Source organism: Mycobacterium sp. IS-1264, assembly GCF_001954195.1.
Classification (GTDB): Bacteria; Actinomycetota; Actinomycetes; order Mycobacteriales; family Mycobacteriaceae; genus Mycobacterium.
In genome coordinates, this window is sequence record NZ_MBES01000086.1 from 1 (window position 1) to 18,697 (window position 18,697).

Consider the following 18,697-nt stretch of genomic DNA (forward strand, 5'->3'; position numbering starts at 1 on the left):
ACCGAGACGTCGAACGCCAACGAATGCCATTGCGACCAAACCCGTTTCGCCAGCTCGAGGTGATCGGCGGCGGCGTCGGTGAGCATGTATGTGGTGCGTTCGCTGGGGTAGTTCGGGTCGATAGGCAGGTAGGCCGCGCCGGTTTTGGAGATGGCCAGCAGCGCGGTGACCAATCGGGTGGAGCGGGGCAGTGCGACCGCGACGATGGTTTCGGGTCGGGCTCCATAGGTGGTCAGCTGGGCGGCGAGATGGTTTGCCCGAGCGTCGAGTTGGTGATAGGTCAGGGTCTCGTCGTCGTCTTCGACCGCGAGCGCCTGGGGTGTGCGGGCGGCTTGGGCGGCGAACAGTTCTGGCACGCTGCCGCGCGGTATTGGGGTGGCGGTGTCGTTCCACCGGTTCACGACCTGGTCGCGTTCGACCGCATCGATGATCTCGATCTGATCGATCCGCCGCTCCGGATCAACCGAGACCTCATGCAAAAAAGACGTCAGCTGAGCTGCCAAACGGAACAGATCGTGCTTCGCATAGAGCAGCCCGTTTGCATCAAGTTGGACATAAACATCACCGCCCTGGCTCTTGTCGCCTTGACCCGTGTCGTAATATGCCGAGATCAGGAGATCATCACAGGCTCCGAAAGAGGCGCCCCGAAAAACTGCACGGCTTTCGCCAAATTTGATGTTCCCGAAGAATGGCAGAACATTGATAACGGGTCCAAATCGGCTTTTTTGTCCGTTCAACAGGCGGGCATCGCGCTGAATAGCCGAGATCTGATATCGGGAATGGGCAACCAGTGTGCTGATCTCTCGGTCCAGTGATTTCGCAAAATCAATGAATCGGATTCCTGGCGCCATGTTGATGCGCACCGGAACGACATTGGAAAGCATGCAGGGCGTGCTCCACGCGGTGCCGAACCTGTTAGCGACCGCTAGTCGAATCGAAAACTCCGATGGCGAACACGCTCGACTAAAGAAACCGGCCAGACACCCGGTCAAAAAACGCGGCAGGGACTGGTCAGCGCGACCCGCAGCAGTTCTGAGGAGAGTTGCATCGTCTCCGGTGAGAGCCAAGCTCTGATGCAACGTCGGCGGTTGCGGGGAATTTGGACGTTCGGAGATCGCCAGCGGCTCCGGCCAAGCCGTCGTGTAATTGGCCCAGAATTCTTTGTCCGAAACAAAGCTCTCGGAGCATCTATATTCCAAATCGTCGCTGGCGATCACTTCGGGACTGCAAAACTTGGATCGGGAAGGGCTGACGCTCGACGTCGCGGCCGTGTACACCTCCGCTATGCGCCGGACAGCGACGAGCAGCCCAAATCCGTCACAGACGATGTGGTGGACTACCACGAATAACGTATGGCGCGCCTCATCTAGCTTGATCAGCCCCGCGCGGTACAAGATATCGTGACTTAGGTCGAACGCGCGATGAGTCATCGCCGATATGATGATGCGTCCAGCGGATTCCGGGTTATCCGTATGGCTGACATCGACGTAATCCGGTTCCCAGGCGTCCGGGTCGCCCTGCGTTTGCCACAGTCCGGCTTCGTCTTGAACAAAGGTGACACGCAAAGTCGTTGCTTCGCGACAGACGTCACGCAAAGCTTTCGCCATGACGCGGTGATCCAGTGGGCCCAAGATTTCAAGGTGGCAGGAGATGTTATTTGGCGGATCGGGAACTAATTTCTGGGCAAACCATAAAGCCTCTTGCGCAGATGATGCTGCGATGCGACGGTCCGACACGACTACCTCCCACAACGGACGCTGATGCCGTCAATCCGGCTATGAAGTTTTGGGGTTTACCCGGTAGAGGCGACTATCGCCGTTATCGTGGAGAGCACGCCCAGGATTAGGTAATCGGTCCGTGTCCTCGTCTTCGGCTTTGGGTACGATGAGATTGGCGAGCTCGCCGATCGTGAGCTCGACAAATACCACCACTTCTCCAATATTCAAGGGAACGTCGAGAGCGCGTTCGACTTCCAGCAGGAGCTCCACCCGGGACGCTGACTCGAGGCCCAAGTCCAGCGACAGGTTGGTCTGATGATTTAGTTCCCGCTCAGAAAAGGACGGGCGCATGGCGCGTACGGCGCGGATGATCTCAGCGATCACGCGATCGCGGGTTAGCGGCGTGCCGCTTACCGGCGCCGTCTTTTTCGGAGTGTGAATCTCGGGTTTGTCATTGTGCGACGCGTTGGCAGAGCCGGTCATTGCCCGCCTCCATGAGATCTGCGGCAATTCGGCGCCTGCGCAGCTTGCCGCTGGTTGTCCTGCTTAGCCAGTTCCGCGGTACGAATCTGACTCCTGTCAGCGGCAGACCGGCCGCTCTGGCGGCTCCCAGGAGCTCGCGACGGCGGGCCGTTGCCGCCTCATCGCTGATGTCGGATCCGCTTTCGATCACTGCAACCATTTGGGTCGCCGCGTCGTTGTCGACTCCGACTACGGCAACGCGCCCCGTTTTGCCGAAGCCCGTCCGGACCAGGAAGTCTTCCACCTCGGTGGGCAAAAAATCCTGCCCGGCGACCCGTACGACTTCGGCCGCCCTACCGGTAAAGACCAGCTCGCCGTCGGCAATGAACCCCAGGTCGCCGGTGTGCACCGGAACCGACGCGGGGACCACTTCGCCCCCGAAGGGGCCCGAGCAGCGGGAAGCCGACCGCACGACTACATCGCCGATGATGCGCTCGCCGACAGGATGACCCCCGACCTCGATCCATACCTCGGTGTTGGGCGCGGGTGGGCCAACAGATACCAGTCGGGTATATCGCTCGCTGCGATCGGGGGTTTCGGGCGCATCCACCGTCCGCCAGTGCCGATCCCCGGGAGCGCAGGTCACCATCAGCGTCGCATCGGCGAGGCCGTAGCAAGGGCGCACGACATTTTCGCCGCAGCCGGCCGTTGATTCGAATGCCGTTAAGACATTAGGGCGTATGACATCGGCGCCGACGAGCACAGCTCGCAGCGCACCGAGGCGGCGGCCGCGCGATGCCAATGCCTTGGTCGCGATATGCATCCCCGCGGGAATGACCGGCCAAAAGCCCACTCGGTGAGTCGCCATCTGCTCGATCCACTGGGCCGGCGCCGTCAGGAACTCTTCTGGGCTCCACAGCAACAAGGGGCACCCGAGCGACAAACCGAGCAAGGTGCTGACAAGTCCCATGTCATGCGACAGTGGCAACCACGAGCCCGCCACGGGGTCCGATCCGACCGCGGTGGCATCCGCCAATATCTCCAATTGAGCGCTGAGGGCGCGATGTGATATCCGCAGCGGCCGAGGGCTGCCGACACTCCCCGAGCTGAACTGTAAAAAGGCCGTTTCCTCGTGAGCGACGTCGGGTTGTGAATCCTTTGATACCTGTTGCCACGTTCCGTGTAGGTAGACGAATCGAGCATTGACCTTTTCGGCAACATCGTTAATGCGTCTTTGCACCGCCGTAGCCGACTCATACGTTCGTGAACCAGACAGCACAAGTGGCACGCCGCCGGCAAGCGCCACGGCGAAAAGCCCGGCCAAGGCGTCCTGTGGCTCCTGCACGACGATCGGTACGACAGTGCCCGCGAGATCTGGGGCCATCGCCGATTCGGCCCGACCTGCGGCGACGATCTCACGCGCATCGAGCGTGGAGCGAGCGCGGATGATCGGTATCGCTGTCGATCTGCCTTCGATCGACTCGCAGAGGTCAACAAGTACGGAACGTTGGGAAACGAAGGTGTCTGGCAATAGATTTGCACCCAGGGATTTCATCGTCGCACCTCTCATAACCGGGTCGGATTTTTAGGGGCGCTGTTATGCGGTTACGTACGTAATTCGCGATCGCAAAAGCTTTCCGAAAAATCGCACCCGGGAAGCTGTCTCGTAGAATGGGAAAATGGGGCCCGATGAGTTCAAATATTGTTTGCCGTGTAGCGGCATGTAGAGTGGTATTCTGACGGTTTTTCGCCGCCATAATGAGCTGCCTCGTGGGGCAGCGGCATAAGATTTCGGGCCACCCGCCGAAGGTTTGGTGGGGCCCGATGGGCCGAATGGTGCAAATCGGGAGATGTGATTATGGCCGCTGACCACTTGCACAAACGCTGGCCCGCTAGGCGGGCGGTCGGGATTGCGGTCGCCTTCGGCGGCGATGCGCTTGAGCAACACTGTCCCCGGGTGGACCGCAAACTCGACCATCGCATCCTCCAACCGGTGCAGCACCCGCGTTTCGTAGGAGGGGTGAGCGTGCTGACCGCCGACGAATCTTCTCTCTAACTTCCTCTCTCTCCCAGCTCATCATGGCTCACATCGCTCTCGCTGCACAAGGCCCAAATTGTGTCGGCCTTCGGCCGGCATGGAATTGGGCGCGTGACTGAGCGGCCTTCGTGGCAAGCGGCCGCAAGCGTTACGAGTCGCTCACAGCAACCTGAAAAGCGTCAGTCGCGACATAAGATCTGGCGTCGATTTCGACGCGCTGCTCGGGACCCGGTTGCCCGCTGAGGCGCGATGATCCGATAAACCTGTGCTGAGCGGCAACGCGGCCCCGCGTTCACGGTCGGTGACCGTTTAGCGCCTTCGTCGTGTCACATCTCGTCCAGTTATCACCAAAGTCGCCAGTCGACCTCTTCGATCCCGTAGCGTAGGCTGCAACGTGGTTATTAAGTTTGCTAGGGCGGGGTCAATAGTTGCTCGTGCGTCTAATAGATCAAATTTGTCGTGCGCCTAATAAAAATGGCCAAATTGATCGCGCGCCTAATAACAGCCCCGAATTGTCGATGCCCATTAATTAACGCTCTCGAAGAAATTAATTAACACACTCGAAAGAAATCAATTAACGCATTCGAAGAAATGAGGTTACCTATTTGACCGCAGCGTTGCCCCCGGCGTTGCGTAGGGCGCTGGAACTGCTCGCCGATCCGCCCGCCGAGCCGGACGTCACAAGGGGCTACCTCGATCTGCTGGCCGCTGGATCGGTGGGAGAAGGCTCGGCATCGCCGAACAAAACCGGCGCGATCCAGGCGTTATGGGCCTCGCCGGCGGCGGCGATGGTCTACGACAATGCCCAAGCGGTGTTGCGCAAGCTGGTGAGCGCTTTTCAGCCCTCAGTCGACTGGCTCGACATCCCGCAGGGCGGCATCATCCTCGACGTCGGCTGCGGTCCCGCCAGCGTCACCGCGTCCATCGCCCGCGCGGGGGGGCCGGACGCACTGGTGCTGGGCCTCGATCGCTCCGAGGCGATGTTGGCGCGCGCGGTTCGTGCGCAATCGGGGCCACAGCTCGGGTTCCTACGCGCGGACGCCCAGCGGCTCCCACTGCGCGGTGAGACGGTCGATGCGGTCGTCTCGATCGGCGTGCTGCAATTCATGCCGGACCCGGCTGCCGCGCTGGCCGAGATGATGCGGGTGCTGCGACCGGGCGGACAGTTGGCGGTGGTGGTCCCCGTTGCTCGCCACGCCGTCCGATTCTGGCGCAGGCTACCGAGCCTCGATCCTTACGTGTTCACCCAAGACGAGGTCGGAGACATTCTGAAGGACCACGGCTTCGCCGGCGTGCAGACCAAGAATGTTGGGCCCGTTCAGTGGGTTCGCGGCCGACGTTCAGGAGATTCGGCCAAAAACCGTGGAGCACAAGGGCATACGGGCCGGTGGCCCTGACGGTGAGCTGAACCGCTACGTCGGCGCGTTGGCGGGCTGGAACATCCCGGAGCCGTCGGATTCCTCCTCGGCGCGGATCACGTGCACCACCGCGTTGATCAACGCCAGGTGGGTGAACGCCTGCGGGAAGTTGCCCAGGTGCCGGCCGGTACGCGGCTCGATCTCCTCGGCGTAGAGGTGCAACGGGCTCGCGTAGGACAACAACCGCTCGCAGAGTCGCTTGGCGCGGGCCACCTCGCCGATCTCGACCAACGCCGACACCAGCCAGAAGGAGCAAATCGTGAACGTACCCTCCTCGCCGGACAGCCCATCGTCGGTCTCCTCGACGCGGTAACGCAGCACCAGGCCTTCCTCGGTGAGCTCGTTGGCGATCGCGAGCACCGTGTTGCGCACCCGCGGATCGTCCGGCGGCAGGAATCGGGTCAGCACCACCAGCAGCAGCGAGGCGTCCAGCGCGTCGCTGCCGTAGCGCTGGGTGAACACGCCGCGGGAATCCACGCCGTGCTTCAGGATGTCCGCCTTGATCTCCTCGGCGATGTCCCGCCATTGCTGGGCATAGCTCTTCTCGCCCTGTCGCCTCGCCAGTTTGGACCCGCGGTCCAGGGCCACCCAACACATCACCTTCGACGACGTGAAGTGTTGCGGCTCTCCGCGCACCTCCCAGATTCCGCGGTCGGGCTCGCGCCAATGCGCGATCGCCTCCTCGACCTGTTTCTTCAACACCGGCCACAGGGTTTCAGGAACCTGCTCGCGTGACTTGGCGTGCAGATAGAACGAATCCAGGATCGAGCCCCAGATGTCGTGCTGGACCTGGTCGTAGGCGCCGTTGCCGATCCGCACCGGGCGGGCGTGGTCGTAGCCGGTCAGGTGGTGCAGCTCGTCTTCGACGAGGCTGCGCTCGCCGCCAACCCCGTACATCACCTGCAGTGGATGACGCTCGTTGCTGTTGGCGCCGGACACGTCGGCAATGAAGGCAAAGAAATCGTCGGCCTCGCGGTCCAGGCCCAGCGTGTAAAGCCCCCACAACGCGAACGTCGAGTCGCGAACCCAGGCGTAGCGGTAGTCCCAATTGCGTTGCCCCTGAGGCGTTTCCGGAAGCGACGTGGTACTGGCCGCCAGCAGGGCACCGGTGGGGGAATAGGTCAGACCCTTCAGCGTCAGCGCGCTGCGCTGCAAATACGCCCGCCACGGATGGTCGGGGAAGTTGCCGATGTTGATCCATTGCCGCCAGCATTCGGTGGTCTGCCACATCTTTTCCGCGGCCTCGGCGTAGGTCTGCGGCGCGGGGTGCTTCGTCCAGCTCAGCGCGACGAAGACGTCGTCGCCCTCGGTCATCCGGGTGCGTGCCCGGGCCTCCCGCCCCTCGATGCCGATGCGCAGGTTCGTGGTCAGCCGCAGCGTCGGGTGGCTGTCGGGTTGCCGGCCCGCCTGCGCGACGGCCTCGCCGTACGCGTTGGCCGAGTAGTCCCAGACCGCGGTGTCGCGGTGATAGTCGAATGCCGGCTCGCAGCTCATCATCAGTTCGACGGTGCCGCTGACGCAGCGCACCGTGCGAAGCAGGATGTGCTCGGCATCCCAGTCCATCGGGGTGCGACGGTGCGTGTGCGAGCGACGTTCGAGGTCGTGCCAGGGCCCCATCACCAGCGCGTCGCGCACGATCAGCCAGCCGGTGTGAGTCTGCCAGGTGGTCTCCATGATCAGGCTGCCGGGAAGGTAGCGGCGGGCCGACGGCACGGAGACGCCGTAGGGGCCCAGCCGGAAATGGCCGGCGCTGCGGTCCAGGATCGCGCCGAACACGCTCGGCGAGTCCGGCCTGGGCACGCACAGCCATTCCACCGAACCGGCCGGGGAGATCAGGCAGGTCGTCTCCCAGTCGGACAGAAACGCGTAATCGGCAATCGGCGGAAACGGGTTGCGCAGCGCTCCCGTGGACGCAAAGGGTGCGGGCGCGCTGAAATCGAGCGGCGACGCCAAGGCCGATTCGCGACTGCTCTCCGGCGCCGTTTCGAGGGCTTCCCCGGGGACGGCGTCGGCCGGTTGGTCGGCAGGTTGAGCGTGCAGCACCATTTCGACATCATCGACTGTCGACCTGCTCGCCGTCCATGATTTTGCTGATAAGCGTTGGCGGTGACCTTCCCGCCATAGTTGTGCGGCGCGTCATGCGAGTGGTGGCCCGCGCCACGAGGCTTTGCTGGACTGCCTCATCGGCACGGGCATCGCGTTGATGCGCCGCCGGCGGGGTGCGTGGCTCACCAGCGTGCCGGCGCACAATTGGCGATCGTCGCTGGGCTATTGATACACGCGTCAGACCGGCTGCGCCTCAAAGATTCTCGTCGCATCGTTAGTGGCGATATCGTCGAGCCCGGGATGCGCACGTACGAGACCGCCAGTGGTGGCAAGACTTTGGTAGAGCCGAACTGCGGGATCAGCAACGAGGCGACGGTGCGCAGCTGGCCGTTTCTGCGTATTGCCTTCTGCGCCAGCATAATACGAGTCCGTAAGGGCTCGAGCGTTGTACGCCAGTCCAATACGCGCCGACGTTGCAAAGCTGTGCCGCCGCGCATAGCGTCATCACGGGGTGACCCTCCGCGGCGTCTAGTCGGGGAGGGCACCAGATGGGTGGAGAGTCTGCCCGGGGGGATCAAGCCGGATATCCCCATTCAGTAACGAATGGAGAATGCGATGGAAACACTTCACAACCTCCGCAGATGGATCCTTGCCGCGGCCATGGCGGGCGCACTTGGTGCTTTCGGATTGGGCGCGGGGATGGCCAGCGCTGACCCGGACAACGGCGGCAGCGTCAACGGTGGTGCAGGTGGCGGCGTCAACGTGGGTCCGGTGCAAGGCGGTGTCGGCGGCAACACGGGTGGCGGCGTCAACGCCGGTCCCGGCGGCGTCAGCGGTGGTGCCGGCACTGGCACCGGCGGCGACCTTAACTTGGGTCCGGTTCAGGGCGGCGTGGGCGGCAACACGGGTGGCGGTGTCAACGCCGGTCCCGGCGGCGTCAGCGGTGGTGCCGGCAGCGGCACCCGCGGCGGCGTTGACCTGGGTCCGGTTCAGGGCGGCGTGGGCGGCCACACGGGTGGCGGCATCAACGCCGGTCCCGGCGCCGGCAGGTAATCCCTGGACAGGGCGGTGCCGGTGCTGTCGCGAATGCGGCGGCGCCGGCACCGCGTGCTTTTCCATCACGGTGACTTTTACGCTGGCGCGGGCCAACAGCAGGCCAGCCATCCTGCCCACCGGTCTGCCGCCGGCGATCCGTCGTTGCCCCGGATTGGAGGATGCGGCAGGCGCCGGCCGTTCTCGGCACATTGGTTTCCGGTGCCGGGGCGAATAGTGTGAGCCCGGTGAACGCGTTCCTGAATTGGTGGGACGGCAACGAGCTGTGGCTTTCGGGCTTGGCCTTTGTGTTACAGGCCATGGTGGTGATGCCCGTCGTGCTGGTGGTGGCCTACATCACGGCGACTTTGCTGGACGGTCTCCTCGGCAGGGGCATCGGGCTTATGCGCCGCGCCCGCCACGCCGACGGGGCGGCCGGTTAGCCCGCATGCCCCGCTCGCACGTGACGTTGATTCTCGTCACGCTCGTGGTACTGGTGATCGTCGCGTGGCTGCTAACGCACTGAGGCCGGTGGCCGATGCGGCGTCCGGTGGCAGCCCCACGAATTCCTGTTAGGCTTCGCGCCATGCACGCAGCAACCGGTGTTTTGGACTGCTATGTATTCGTGCACTGTTGTCGCTGACTCCCAAACCCGTGCGCGGTCTGGTCTGAGTTCGTAGCTCCTACTGAAATTCTCGGCGCCTTTCCGCAGTTACGGATCGATATCAATAGTCCCGTACTGGAAGGCCACCAATGTTCGACGACATCGCAGGCGCGCTGCGCCGGCGGCGGGTTCGCTATGCCGGAGCGCTCGGGCTGGTTGCCGCTGTCGTCGCGGCGTGTCAGGGCGGCCCCAGCGACGTCGTCGGTGGTGGCGGCCCGGCGAACGCCCATACGAGCCTTACCCTGGTCGCCTACTCCGCCCCAGAACCCGGCTGGAGCAAGGTGATCCCCGCGTTCAACGCCTCCGAGGAGGGCAAGGGCGTGCAGGTGATCACCTCGTACGGCGCCTCCGGCGATCAGTCGCGCGGGGTCGTCGACGGTAAACCGGCCGACGTCGTGAACTTCTCGGTCGAACCGGACATCAGTCGTTTGGTCAAGGCCGGCAAGGTTTCCAAGGACTGGAATACCGACGCGACCAAGGGCATCCCGTTCGGCTCGGTGGTGACTCTCGTGGTGCGCGCGGGCAATCCCAAGAACATCAAGGATTGGGATGACCTGCTGCGCCCCGGTGTCGAGGTCATCACGCCGAGTCCGCTCAGTTCGGGTTCGGCCAAATGGAATCTGCTCGCCCCGTACGCCGTGAAGAGCAGCGGCGGCCAAAACGCCGATGCCGGCGTCGATTTCGTGCGGCAGTTGGTGAGCGGGCACGTCAAACTGCGCCCCGGATCGGGACGGGAAGCCACGGACGTCTTCGTCCAGGGCAGCGGTGACGTGTTGATCAGTTACGAGAATGAGGCCATCGCCACTGAGCGACAAGGCAAGCCGGTCCAGCATGTCACCCCGCCGCAGACGTTCAAGATCGAGAATCCGGTGGCGGTGGTGAGCACCAGCCCGCACCTGGATGCGGCGCGGGCCTTCAAGAACTTTCAGTACACCGCGGCGGCGCAGAAGTTGTGGGCGCAGGCGGGGTTCCGGCCGGTCGACCCGGCGATCGCTGCCGATTTCCGCGACCAGTACCCGGCGCCGGCGAAGCTGTGGACGATCGCCGAACTCGGCGGCTGGGGCACGGCGGATCCGCAGCTGTTCGACAAGAACACCGGCAGGATCACCAAGATCTACATGCAGGCCACCGGATGACGGCCGCGATTACACCGGACCCCCCGGCGATCCGGCCGGAACTCGACGGCGCCGCCGGTCGATGGGCTCCACGCGGGTGGCCCTCGCGCGGGTCGGGCACCACGTCCTTCCGAGTGGGTGTGGCGCTGGTGTGGCTTTCGGTGATCGTGCTGTTGCCGCTGGCCGCCATCGCGTGGCAGGCCGCGGGCGGCGGTTGGCGCGCGTTCTGGCTGGCTGTGACGTCGAACGCCGCGGTGGAGTCGTTCCGGGTGACGCTCACGATTTCCGCCGGAGTCACCGTCGTCAACCTGGTCTTCGGTCTGTTGATCGCCTGGGTGCTGGTGCGCGACGACTTCGTCGGGAAGAGGCTCGTCGACGCGATCATCGATCTGCCGTTCGCGTTGCCGACCATCGTCGCCAGCCTGGTGATGCTCGCCCTGTACGGAAACAACAGCCCGGTGGGGCTTCATCTGCAGCACACCGCGTGGGGTGTGGCGGTGGCGCTGGCCTTCGTCACCCTGCCGTTCGTGGTGCGTGCGGTTCAGCCGGTGCTGCTGGAAATCGATCGCGAGACCGAGGAGGCGGCGGCATCGCTGGGCGCCTCGGGGCCGAAGGTCTTCACCTCGGTGGTGCTGCCGTCGCTGACCCCCGCGTTGTTATCCGGTGCGGGGCTGGCGTTCTCGCGTGCGATCGGCGAATTCGGTTCGGTCGTGCTGATCGGTGGTGCGGTCCCGGGGAAAACCGAAGTGTCGTCGCAGTGGATCCGCACCCTGATCGAGAACGACGATCGCACCGGCGCGGCGGCGATATCGATTGTGCTGCTGTCGCTCTCGTTTGTGGTGCTGCTCCTGCTGCGTGTCGTTGGCGCGCGCGCGGCCAAACGCCAGGAGTTGTCCGCATGAGATCTTCGTCGGGGGTTCGCTACGCCATCCGGTACGTCGCGCTGGCATACGTCTTCGTGCTGCTCATCGTTCCGGTAGCGGTGATCCTGTGGCGCACCTTTCAGCCCGGGTTCGGCCGGTTCGTCGAGTGGATCAGTACCCCGGCGGCCATATCGGCGCTGAACCTGTCGCTGCTGGTGGTGGCCATCGTGGTGCCGCTGAACGTGGTCTTCGGTATTCCGACGGCATTGGTGCTCGCGCGCAACCGGTTTCGCGGCAAGGGCGTGGTGCAGGCGATCATCGATCTGCCGTTCGCGGTGTCGCCCGTCGTCGTGGGCGTGGCGTTGATCCTGTTGTGGGGTTCGGCCGGTGCGCTGGGCTTCGTCGAACGCGATCTCGGGTTCAAGATCATCTTCGGCCTGCCCGGCATCGTGCTCGCGAGCGTCTTCGTCACCCTGCCTTTCGTCGTGCGCGAGGTCGAGCCGGTGTTGCACGAGTTGGGAACCGACCAGGAGGAGGCCGCCGCAACGCTGGGTTCCACGTGGTGGCAAACGTTTTGGCGGATCACCCTGCCGTCCATCCGGTGGGGCCTGACCTACGGCATCGTGCTGACCGTCGCCCGTACGCTCGGGGAATACGGCGCGGTCATCATCGTGTCGTCCAACCTGCCGGGGAAGTCGCAGACGCTGACGTTGCTGGTCTCGGACCGCTACAACCGTGGGGCCGAGTATGGCGCCTACGCGCTGTCGACGCTGCTGATGACCGTTTCCGTGGTGGTGCTGATCTTCCAGGTGGTTGTCGACGCCCGCCGGGCCCGAGCAGCCAGAGAGGTGTGAACGAGGGGACTCTATGACAGCCGCCCAGACCGACCAGAGCGAAAATGCCATCGTCGTGCGCGAGGCCAACAAGCGCTATGGCGATTTCGTCGCGCTCGACGACGTGGATTTCGTCGTACCCGCCGGCTCGCTGACGGCGTTGCTGGGCCCCAGCGGGTCAGGAAAATCGACCCTGCTGCGCACCATCGCCGGCCTCGATCACCCCGACACCGGAACCGTCACGATCAACGGTCGTGACGTGACGCGGGTGCCGCCACAGCGCCGCGGCATCGGATTCGTGTTCCAGCACTATGCGGCGTTCAAGCACATGACCGTTCGCGACAATGTGGCGTACGGGCTCAGGATTCGCAAGCGGCCGAAGGCCGAGGTCAAGGAGAAGGTCGACAATCTCCTGGAAGTGGTGGGGCTGAGCGGATTCCAGACCCGCTACCCCAACCAGCTGTCCGGTGGCCAACGACAGCGCATGGCGTTGGCCCGGGCGCTGGCGGTTGATCCGGAAGTGCTGTTGCTCGATGAGCCGTTCGGTGCCCTGGACGCCAAGGTCCGCGAGGACCTACGGGCCTGGTTGCGGCGCCTGCATGACGAAGTCCACGTCACCACGGTGCTGGTCACCCACGACCAGCACGAGGCGCTGGACGTCGCCGATCGAATCGCCGTGCTCAACAAGGGACGAATCGAGCAAGTCGGTTCTCCCACTGAGGTTTACGATTCCCCGGCGAACGCGTTCGTGATGTCGTTCCTGGGTGCGGTCTCCGCATTGAACGGCGCGTTGGTCCGACCACACGACATTCGGGTGGGGCGCAAACCGGACATGGCGATCGCCGGCGGCGACGGCACCGCCGAGTCCATCGGCGTCGTGCGCGCCGTCGTCGACCGGGTGGTGGCGCTGGGTTTCGAGGTGCGCGTGGAGTTGACCAGCGCGGCCACCGGCGGGGCGTTCACCGCCCAGATCACCCGGGGTGACGCCGAGGCGCTGGCCTTGCGGGAAGGCGACACCGTTTACGTGCGCGCGACCCGGGTGCCGCCGATCGTCGGCAGCGACACCGGCAGTCTCGGCGACGCCGACGAAGACCAGACGACGCTGACGACGGCGTAGCGGGCGGCGGCGGCCGTTATGCGTTGTCTCCCATGACCAAACCGTCGCGGCGCGGGTCGGCGCCGCCGGTCCACTTCGACGAGCTGCGGGTGATCGCCGAGAGCCCGCTGGACTGATCAGCCAAGTTGACCTGATGTCCCAGCGCGCGGAGGCCTTGCACCAGCGGGTCGTGGTCGCCGTTATCCGAGGCGTTGATTTCGGGGTCCTCGCCGCCGACGTTGGTAAGCGGTGAGTTCTCGGCGCCGAAATCGACCAGGGAGACGGCCTGCTGCGGGTTGAGTCCCCAATCCAGCATCGCCACAAGTGTTTTCACGACGTACTGAATGATCGTGGAACCGCCGGGCGAGCCGGTCACCGCGTACAGCGGGCCCCGGCCACCCGGCGAAGGGTCGAACACCAGCGTCGGCGCCATCGAGCTTCGTGGCCGTTTCCCCGGCTGGACGCGGTTGGCCACCAGTGCGCCGTCGGACGTGCGGGGCTCGGCGGCGAAATCGGTGAGCTGATTGTTGAGGACGAATCCGTCGACCATGTGGAAGGACCCGAACGACGCCTCGATGGTCGTGGTGAACGCGGCCGCGTTGCCGTAGGAATCGATGATGCTGACATGGCTGGTGCCGTGCTCCGGGGCCGGTGGTGCGACACCGGCGGGCATCCCGAAGTCGCCCGGCTTGGCGATCCCCATGGAGTGCTGCGGGGAGATCAGCGCGGCGCGACCGGCCAGATAGCCGGGGTCGATCAGCGCGTTGAGCGAGCCCCCGGGCGGCCCGACGAAATCGGCATCCGCGACGTATTTGTCGCGGTCGGCGTAGGCCAGCCGCTCGGCTTCGGAAACCAGATGCACCCCCATCACGCTCGGGCGGCCCCCGTTGAGATCGACACGGCTGGGCGGGTAGTCAGCCATCCGGAGATGCTCGAGGACTCCCAGCGTGGCTGCCACCGCGACGCCGCCCGACGACGGCGTGGGCATGCCGCAGACTTGCCGGCTGCGATACGTCGTGCACAGCGGTTCGCGTTTCTTGGCGACATAGCCTGCCAAATCCCCGCCCGTCATCTCACTTGGCGTGCGGCCCTCCGAGGTGTCGGCGGCCGCCGCGACGATGTCGCGGGCGATGGCGCCGGTGTAGAAGGCGCCGACGCCTCCGGAGGCTATGGCGAACAACGTTTTTGAGTACGCGGGGTTCGTCAGCCGCGTCCCCGCGGCTCTGGGTCCGCCGTCGGGATTGAGGAAATACCCGCGCGCCTGCGCGTCGCCACGCAGCTGAGCCGCCGAGTCGGAGATGGCGGCGGCCAACCGGGGGCTGATGTCGAAACCGCCGTCGGCCAACGCCATTGCGGAGTTGAAGAGGTCGCGCCACGGCGTGTGCCCGTGGTCGTTGTGCACGAGCTCGAGCATCCGCAGGATCCCCGGGACTCCGATCGAGCGCCCCGAGGCGCGCGCGTTGGGCCTGGGTGCGGCCCGATCGCTGTCGCTGATCCAGCGCAGGTAGTTCTCACCCGCCGCCGCGGGGGCGACTTCGCGGCCGTCGTAGGCCTGCACCGCGCCGCTACGGGCGTCGTAGTACAGCACGAACCCGCCGCCGCCGAGGCCCGAGGACTGCGGTTCGACCAGCCCCAACACCGCCTGAGCAACCACCAACGCGTCGGCGGCCGTCGCTCCGTCCCGCAACACCCGGCAGGCCGCCTGGGTCGCCAATGGGTTGGCCGTGGCCACCGCGTAGTGAGCGGTCTGCACGACGGTCATGTCGCTGCGGTAGCCGCTCGCGATCTCGGGATTCTGCGCGGTGTTCCGCGACGACGGCGGCGAAACCGCGGGCGTCGACGGAGTCTTGGGCACCGGTGACCCATTCGCCACGATCTCGCACGGGCCCGCCGCGTTGGGCGCGGCCGGATGGTTTCCGCCGCTACATCCGGCCAGGGACAGCACCAGCGCAGCCAGCGCGGCTCCGATTGGCAAGGGCGTGTTCAAGCAACGAAGTGTACTGAACGGGGATCAGGCCGCGATGCCCTGGAGTCCAGATTTGCGGGCCTCATCAAAGCGATTCAGCACGGTTTCGGCCACCAACCGGTGCGCGCCCAACGGTTTCGCCAGTTCCATGCCGGCGTTGTCGGCGAAACTTCGCACGCGGTCCGGCAGGCGCCCTGGCGCCAGGAACCACGGCGCGACGATGATCCGTCGGGCGCCCTGCCGCCGCAACCGGCCCGCCGCCTCGGCCAGCGACGGTTCGGGACGGGTCACGAACGCCGTCGTCGCGCCCGCCCAGCTCGTGCCCGCCAGCAGGTGGGTTGCCACCCGCCGAGTCCGCGCGTTGGCCATGGCGTCGGACGACCCGATCGCCGCCACCAGCACGCCAACCCCGTCGTCGTGCCTTGAGACACCTAGGTCGGTAACCCGCTGCCGCAGCACCGAGATCAGCCGTGGATCTTCGCCCAGCACATCGGCTTGGGCAACATCGACACCCGATTGGGCGATCTGGCCCGGGATGTCGACGCGGGCGTGGTAGGCGTTCGCCAACAGCAGCGGGGTGACGACGGCGTCGCGACAGTCGCTCAGTACGTCGGGCAGGCTGGGGGAGTTCAGCTCGCAGAACGCAAGGCGCACGTCGAGGCCCGGCCGCAGGCGCGCCACACGGTCCGCGACGGCGCGCGCACTGGCCGCCGATCGTGGATCCCTACTTCCGTGTGCCGTGAGCACCAGGGTGGTCACGAGGCGTGCAACCCACATTCGGTCTTCGACAGCCCCTGCCAGCGGCCGCTGCGCGGGTCGGCGCCCTCGGCGGGTTTCGCGGTGCAGGGAGCGCAGCCAATCGACGGATAGCCCTCGTAGACAAGGGGATTGACCAACACATCGTGCTCGTCGATGTAGTTCTGCATGTCCTGATCGCTCCACGCCGCCAGCGGGTTGATCTTCACCAGCTTGAACGCCTCGTCGAAGCTGATCAGCGGAGCGTTGGCGCGCGTCGGCGCCTCGACGCGACGAAGTCCGGTCACCCAGGCGGAATAACCGCGCAGCGCTTTGCCCAGCGGGGCGACCTTGCGCAGCCGGCAGCACTCACCGGGATCGCGGGCGAACAGGTCTTTGCCCAGCAGTTGATCCTGTTCGGCGACACTGTGCTCCGGCGTGACGTTGAGAACCCTTACGTCGTATACGGATTCGATCGCGTCGCGGGTGCCTATGGTTTCGACGAAGTGATAGCCGGTGTCCAGGAAGAGCACCGGCACACCCGGCCGCACCTTGGCCGCCATATCGACCAGCACGGCGTCCTGCATGTTGGAGGCCACCACGTAGTTGCACGTGGCCCAGCCGCGGGGTCCGTTGATGCCGCCGAAGTTCTCGTCGGTCCAGCGCAGGAGGTCGGCCGCGCTAGCGCCTTCGAGATCCGCGGCGCCCCGCTCCGCCAGCTCACGCAGTGCGGCCTCGCTCGGCATCGTTGCTTGATCGCTCATCGCAGGTCGGCCTCCTCCGCGCGAATCGCCCACTGCGCGAACCGTTCTCCTTCATTGCGGTGTTTGATGAAGTTTCGCACCACGCGGTCGATGTAGTCGCTCACCTCGTCGCTGGTGACCTTGTGCTGACGCAGCTTTCGGCCGAACCCGCTGTCCAGGCCGAGGCTGCCGCCCAGGTGTACCTGGAAGCCCTCGACCGAGCCGCCATGGCCGTCGTCGACCATCTGACCCTTGAGCCCGATGTCGGCGACTTGGATTCGTGCGCACGAGTTCGGGCAGCCGTTGATATTGACCGTGATCGGCACGTCCAGCTGGGAGTTGATGTCCTCGAGACGACGCTCCAGCTCGGGCACCAGACCCTGTGCCTTGCCGCGGGTTTCGGCGAACGACAACTTGCAGAATTCGATCCCGGTGCACGCCATCAGGTTTCGGCGCCAATGCGAGGGCTTGGACCGCAGCCCCAGCGCCTCGACGCCGGCGATCAGATCGTCGAGCTTGTCATCGGGTACGTCGAGCACCACCAGCTTCTGGTAGGGAGTGAACCGAATCCGGTCGGAACCGGCCCGCTCGGCCAGCTCGGCCACGGTCGACAGGATAGTGCCGGATACCCGGCCGGCGATCGGTGCGAACCCGACGGCGTTGAGCCCGTTCTTGAGCCGCTGCACCCCGACGTGATCGATCGGATGCTTGACCGGCTCGGGCGCCGGGCCGTCGATCAGGCGGCGCTTGAGGTATTCGGTTTCGAGAACTTCGCGGAACTTTTCGATGCCCCAGTCCTTGATCAAGAACTTCAGGCGTGCCTTCGACCGCAGCCGCCGGTAGCCGTAGTCGCGGAATATCGACGTCACCGCCGCCCACACCTCGGGCACCTCGTCCAGCGGGACCCAGGCCCCGACCCGCTGGGCCAGCATCGGGTTGGTGGACAGGCCGCCGCCGACCCACAGGTCCAGCCCCGGACCGTGCTCGGGATGGTTGACGCCGATGAACGCGATGTCGTTGATTTCGTGCGCGACATCCTGCAGACCCGAGATGGCGGTCTTGTACTTGCGCGGCAGGTCGGCGAAGTCGGGCTGGCCGATGTAGCGGCGCACGATCTCCTCGATCGCCCAGGTGGGATCGAGCACCTCGTCGAGTGACTCGCCGGCCAGCGGCGAGCCCAGAATCACGCGCGGGCAGTCACCGCACGCCTCGGCCGTCTGCAAACCGACATCGGCGAGCCGGCGCCAGATTTCCGGGACGTTCTCCACCTCGACCCAGTGGATCTGCAGGTTCTGGCGGTCGGAGATGTCGGCGGTGTCCCTGCCGAACTCGGTCGAGATCTGTCCCACCGTGCGCAGCGCGGCGCTCGACAGCGCGCCGCCGTCGCAGCGCACCCGCATCATGAAGTACTGGGCTTCGAGCAACTCGGCGTTGTCGTCGCCGGTGAACGTCCCGTCGTAACCCTGTTCGCGCTGTGTGTACAGGCCCCACCAGCGGAAACGACCACGCAGGTCGCTTTTGTCGATGCTCTCGAATCCGCCCTTGGCATAGATGTTCTCGATGCGCTCGCGGACCTCGAGGGGGGCGCCGGCCTGTTTCATTTCTTCGTTGGGGTTCAGCGGCTCGCGATCACCCAGCGCCCACTGGCCCTCATTCCGGGGCTTTGCGGGACGTGCCGTGGTCATTCGGGGGTTCTCCTTCGCGAACGTTGTCAGCCATCAGCGCGCAGGAAACCGGTATCTCCGGGCTGCGCAGATCCGGGGGCCAGCTGGAGGTACAGGTGGGCTGGGTCTACGACGTCAAGGCAGACAGCAACAGCTACAGACGCGCTTGAGGTCGATATGCCGCCGCGCCACTAGGGCGATACGCAGGCTGCGGTTGGCGACGGTCACGCGCCCATTCTGCCATGAATATCGACGAGCATCGCAACCAGGTGAAATTTCTCCTCACGGTGATTAAAACTAGTGA

15 protein-coding genes are annotated in these 18,697 nt (G+C 65.1%); 7 read left to right on the forward strand and 8 right to left on the reverse strand.

Annotation, left to right across the window (positions count from 1 at the left end):
* The 3 genes from A5744_RS22710 to A5744_RS22720 all read right to left on the reverse strand — a co-directional run.
* The coding region (locus A5744_RS22710; RefSeq protein ID WP_170874569.1) for a condensation domain-containing protein at positions 1-1,736 on the reverse strand (1,736 nt) is incomplete at its 3' end.
* Between the two features lie 39 nt (positions 1,737-1,775).
* Positions 1,776-2,201, reverse strand: coding sequence for a phosphopantetheine-binding protein (locus A5744_RS22715; protein ID WP_076064632.1), 426 nt, complete (start codon positions 2,199-2,201; stop codon positions 1,776-1,778).
* On the reverse strand, positions 2,170-3,735 hold the full coding sequence (locus A5744_RS22720; protein WP_170874570.1) for an AMP-binding protein: 1,566 nt from the start codon (positions 3,733-3,735) through the stop codon (positions 2,170-2,172). Before A5744_RS22720 ends, A5744_RS22715 begins: the two co-directional genes overlap by 32 nt.
* Before the next feature lie 1,088 nt (positions 3,736-4,823).
* Here A5744_RS22720 and A5744_RS22730 point away from each other — a divergent pair.
* Positions 4,824-5,615 carry a methyltransferase domain-containing protein gene (locus tag A5744_RS22730; RefSeq protein WP_076064635.1) on the forward strand — a complete coding sequence of 264 codons (792 nt, stop codon included), beginning with the start codon at positions 4,824-4,826 and terminating at the stop codon, positions 5,613-5,615.
* Positions 5,616-5,630: 15 nt separating this feature from the next.
* Here A5744_RS22730 and A5744_RS22735 read toward each other — a convergent pair whose 3' ends face one another.
* Positions 5,631-7,682, reverse strand: coding sequence for a glycoside hydrolase family 15 protein (locus tag A5744_RS22735; protein ID WP_076064636.1), 2,052 nt, complete (start codon positions 7,680-7,682; stop codon positions 5,631-5,633).
* Positions 7,683-8,297: 615 nt separating this feature from the next.
* Here A5744_RS22735 and A5744_RS24750 point away from each other — a divergent pair.
* From A5744_RS24750 to A5744_RS22765, 6 genes are all read left to right on the forward strand, one after another.
* Entirely contained in the window at positions 8,298-8,735 is a 438-nt protein-coding gene (locus tag A5744_RS24750; RefSeq protein WP_076115645.1) for a hypothetical protein, read from the forward strand.
* A gap of 218 nt (positions 8,736-8,953) precedes the next feature.
* Complete coding sequence (locus tag A5744_RS22745; protein ID WP_240563158.1) at positions 8,954-9,157, forward strand: hypothetical protein; 204 nt, start codon at positions 8,954-8,956, stop codon at positions 9,155-9,157.
* 310 nt (positions 9,158-9,467) lie between these two features.
* Positions 9,468-10,514 (forward strand): sulfate ABC transporter substrate-binding protein, encoded by a 1,047-nt coding sequence (locus tag A5744_RS22750; RefSeq protein ID WP_076064639.1) that lies wholly within the window; start codon positions 9,468-9,470, stop codon positions 10,512-10,514.
* Positions 10,511-11,395: a sulfate ABC transporter permease subunit CysT gene (cysT, locus tag A5744_RS22755; RefSeq protein WP_076064640.1), complete on the forward strand. Its 885-nt coding sequence runs from the start codon at positions 10,511-10,513 to the stop codon at positions 11,393-11,395. The genes A5744_RS22750 and cysT overlap by 4 nt, the downstream gene beginning before the upstream one ends.
* Positions 11,392-12,210 (forward strand): sulfate ABC transporter permease subunit CysW, encoded by an 819-nt coding sequence (gene cysW, locus A5744_RS22760; RefSeq protein ID WP_076064641.1) that lies wholly within the window; start codon positions 11,392-11,394, stop codon positions 12,208-12,210. Before cysT ends, cysW begins: the two co-directional genes overlap by 4 nt.
* Positions 12,211-12,223: 13 nt before the next feature.
* The gene (locus A5744_RS22765; RefSeq protein ID WP_076064642.1) at positions 12,224-13,306 is read left to right on the forward strand and encodes a TOBE-like domain-containing protein; all 1,083 of its coding nucleotides are present in this window, start codon (positions 12,224-12,226) and stop codon (positions 13,304-13,306) included.
* Between the two features lie 16 nt (positions 13,307-13,322).
* Here the strand turns inward: A5744_RS22765 and A5744_RS22770 are convergent, their stop codons facing one another.
* From A5744_RS22770 to A5744_RS22785, 4 genes are read right to left on the reverse strand one after another with little or no spacing between them, the layout of a single operon-like run.
* Positions 13,323-15,272 carry a gamma-glutamyltransferase family protein gene (locus A5744_RS22770; RefSeq protein WP_240563159.1) on the reverse strand — a complete coding sequence of 650 codons (1,950 nt, stop codon included), beginning with the start codon at positions 15,270-15,272 and terminating at the stop codon, positions 13,323-13,325.
* A gap of 24 nt (positions 15,273-15,296) precedes the next feature.
* Entirely contained in the window at positions 15,297-16,028 is a 732-nt protein-coding gene (locus A5744_RS22775) for a sirohydrochlorin chelatase (protein WP_170874571.1), read from the reverse strand.
* Complete coding sequence (locus A5744_RS22780) at positions 16,007-16,750, reverse strand: phosphoadenylyl-sulfate reductase (protein ID WP_076064644.1); 744 nt, start codon at positions 16,748-16,750, stop codon at positions 16,007-16,009. The genes A5744_RS22775 and A5744_RS22780 overlap by 22 nt, the downstream gene beginning before the upstream one ends.
* Positions 16,747-18,414: a nitrite/sulfite reductase gene (locus A5744_RS22785; RefSeq protein ID WP_076064645.1), complete on the reverse strand. Its 1,668-nt coding sequence runs from the start codon at positions 18,412-18,414 to the stop codon at positions 16,747-16,749. The genes A5744_RS22780 and A5744_RS22785 overlap by 4 nt, the downstream gene beginning before the upstream one ends.
* Positions 18,415-18,697: the final 283 nt, after the last annotated feature.

Coding starts and splice junctions, on each gene's coding strand:
- A5744_RS24750 (WP_076115645.1), top strand. CDS start 8,298: ATGGAAACACTTCACAACCTCCGCAGATGGATCCTTGCCGCGGCCATG.
- A5744_RS22780 (WP_076064644.1), bottom strand. CDS start 16,750: ATGAGCGATCAAGCAACGATGCCGAGCGAGGCCGCACTGCGTGAGCTG.
- A5744_RS22720 (WP_170874570.1), bottom strand. CDS start 3,735: ATGAAATCCCTGGGTGCAAATCTATTGCCAGACACCTTCGTTTCCCAA.
- A5744_RS22750 (WP_076064639.1), top strand. CDS start 9,468: ATGTTCGACGACATCGCAGGCGCGCTGCGCCGGCGGCGGGTTCGCTAT.
- A5744_RS22765 (WP_076064642.1), top strand. CDS start 12,224: ATGACAGCCGCCCAGACCGACCAGAGCGAAAATGCCATCGTCGTGCGC.
- A5744_RS22775 (WP_170874571.1), bottom strand. CDS start 16,028: ATGTGGGTTGCACGCCTCGTGACCACCCTGGTGCTCACGGCACACGGA.
- A5744_RS22785 (WP_076064645.1), bottom strand. CDS start 18,414: ATGACCACGGCACGTCCCGCAAAGCCCCGGAATGAGGGCCAGTGGGCG.
- A5744_RS22735 (WP_076064636.1), bottom strand. CDS start 7,682: ATGGTGCTGCACGCTCAACCTGCCGACCAACCGGCCGACGCCGTCCCC.
- cysW (WP_076064641.1), top strand. CDS start 11,392: ATGAGATCTTCGTCGGGGGTTCGCTACGCCATCCGGTACGTCGCGCTG.
- A5744_RS22715 (WP_076064632.1), bottom strand. CDS start 2,201: ATGACCGGCTCTGCCAACGCGTCGCACAATGACAAACCCGAGATTCAC.
- cysT (WP_076064640.1), top strand. CDS start 10,511: ATGACGGCCGCGATTACACCGGACCCCCCGGCGATCCGGCCGGAACTC.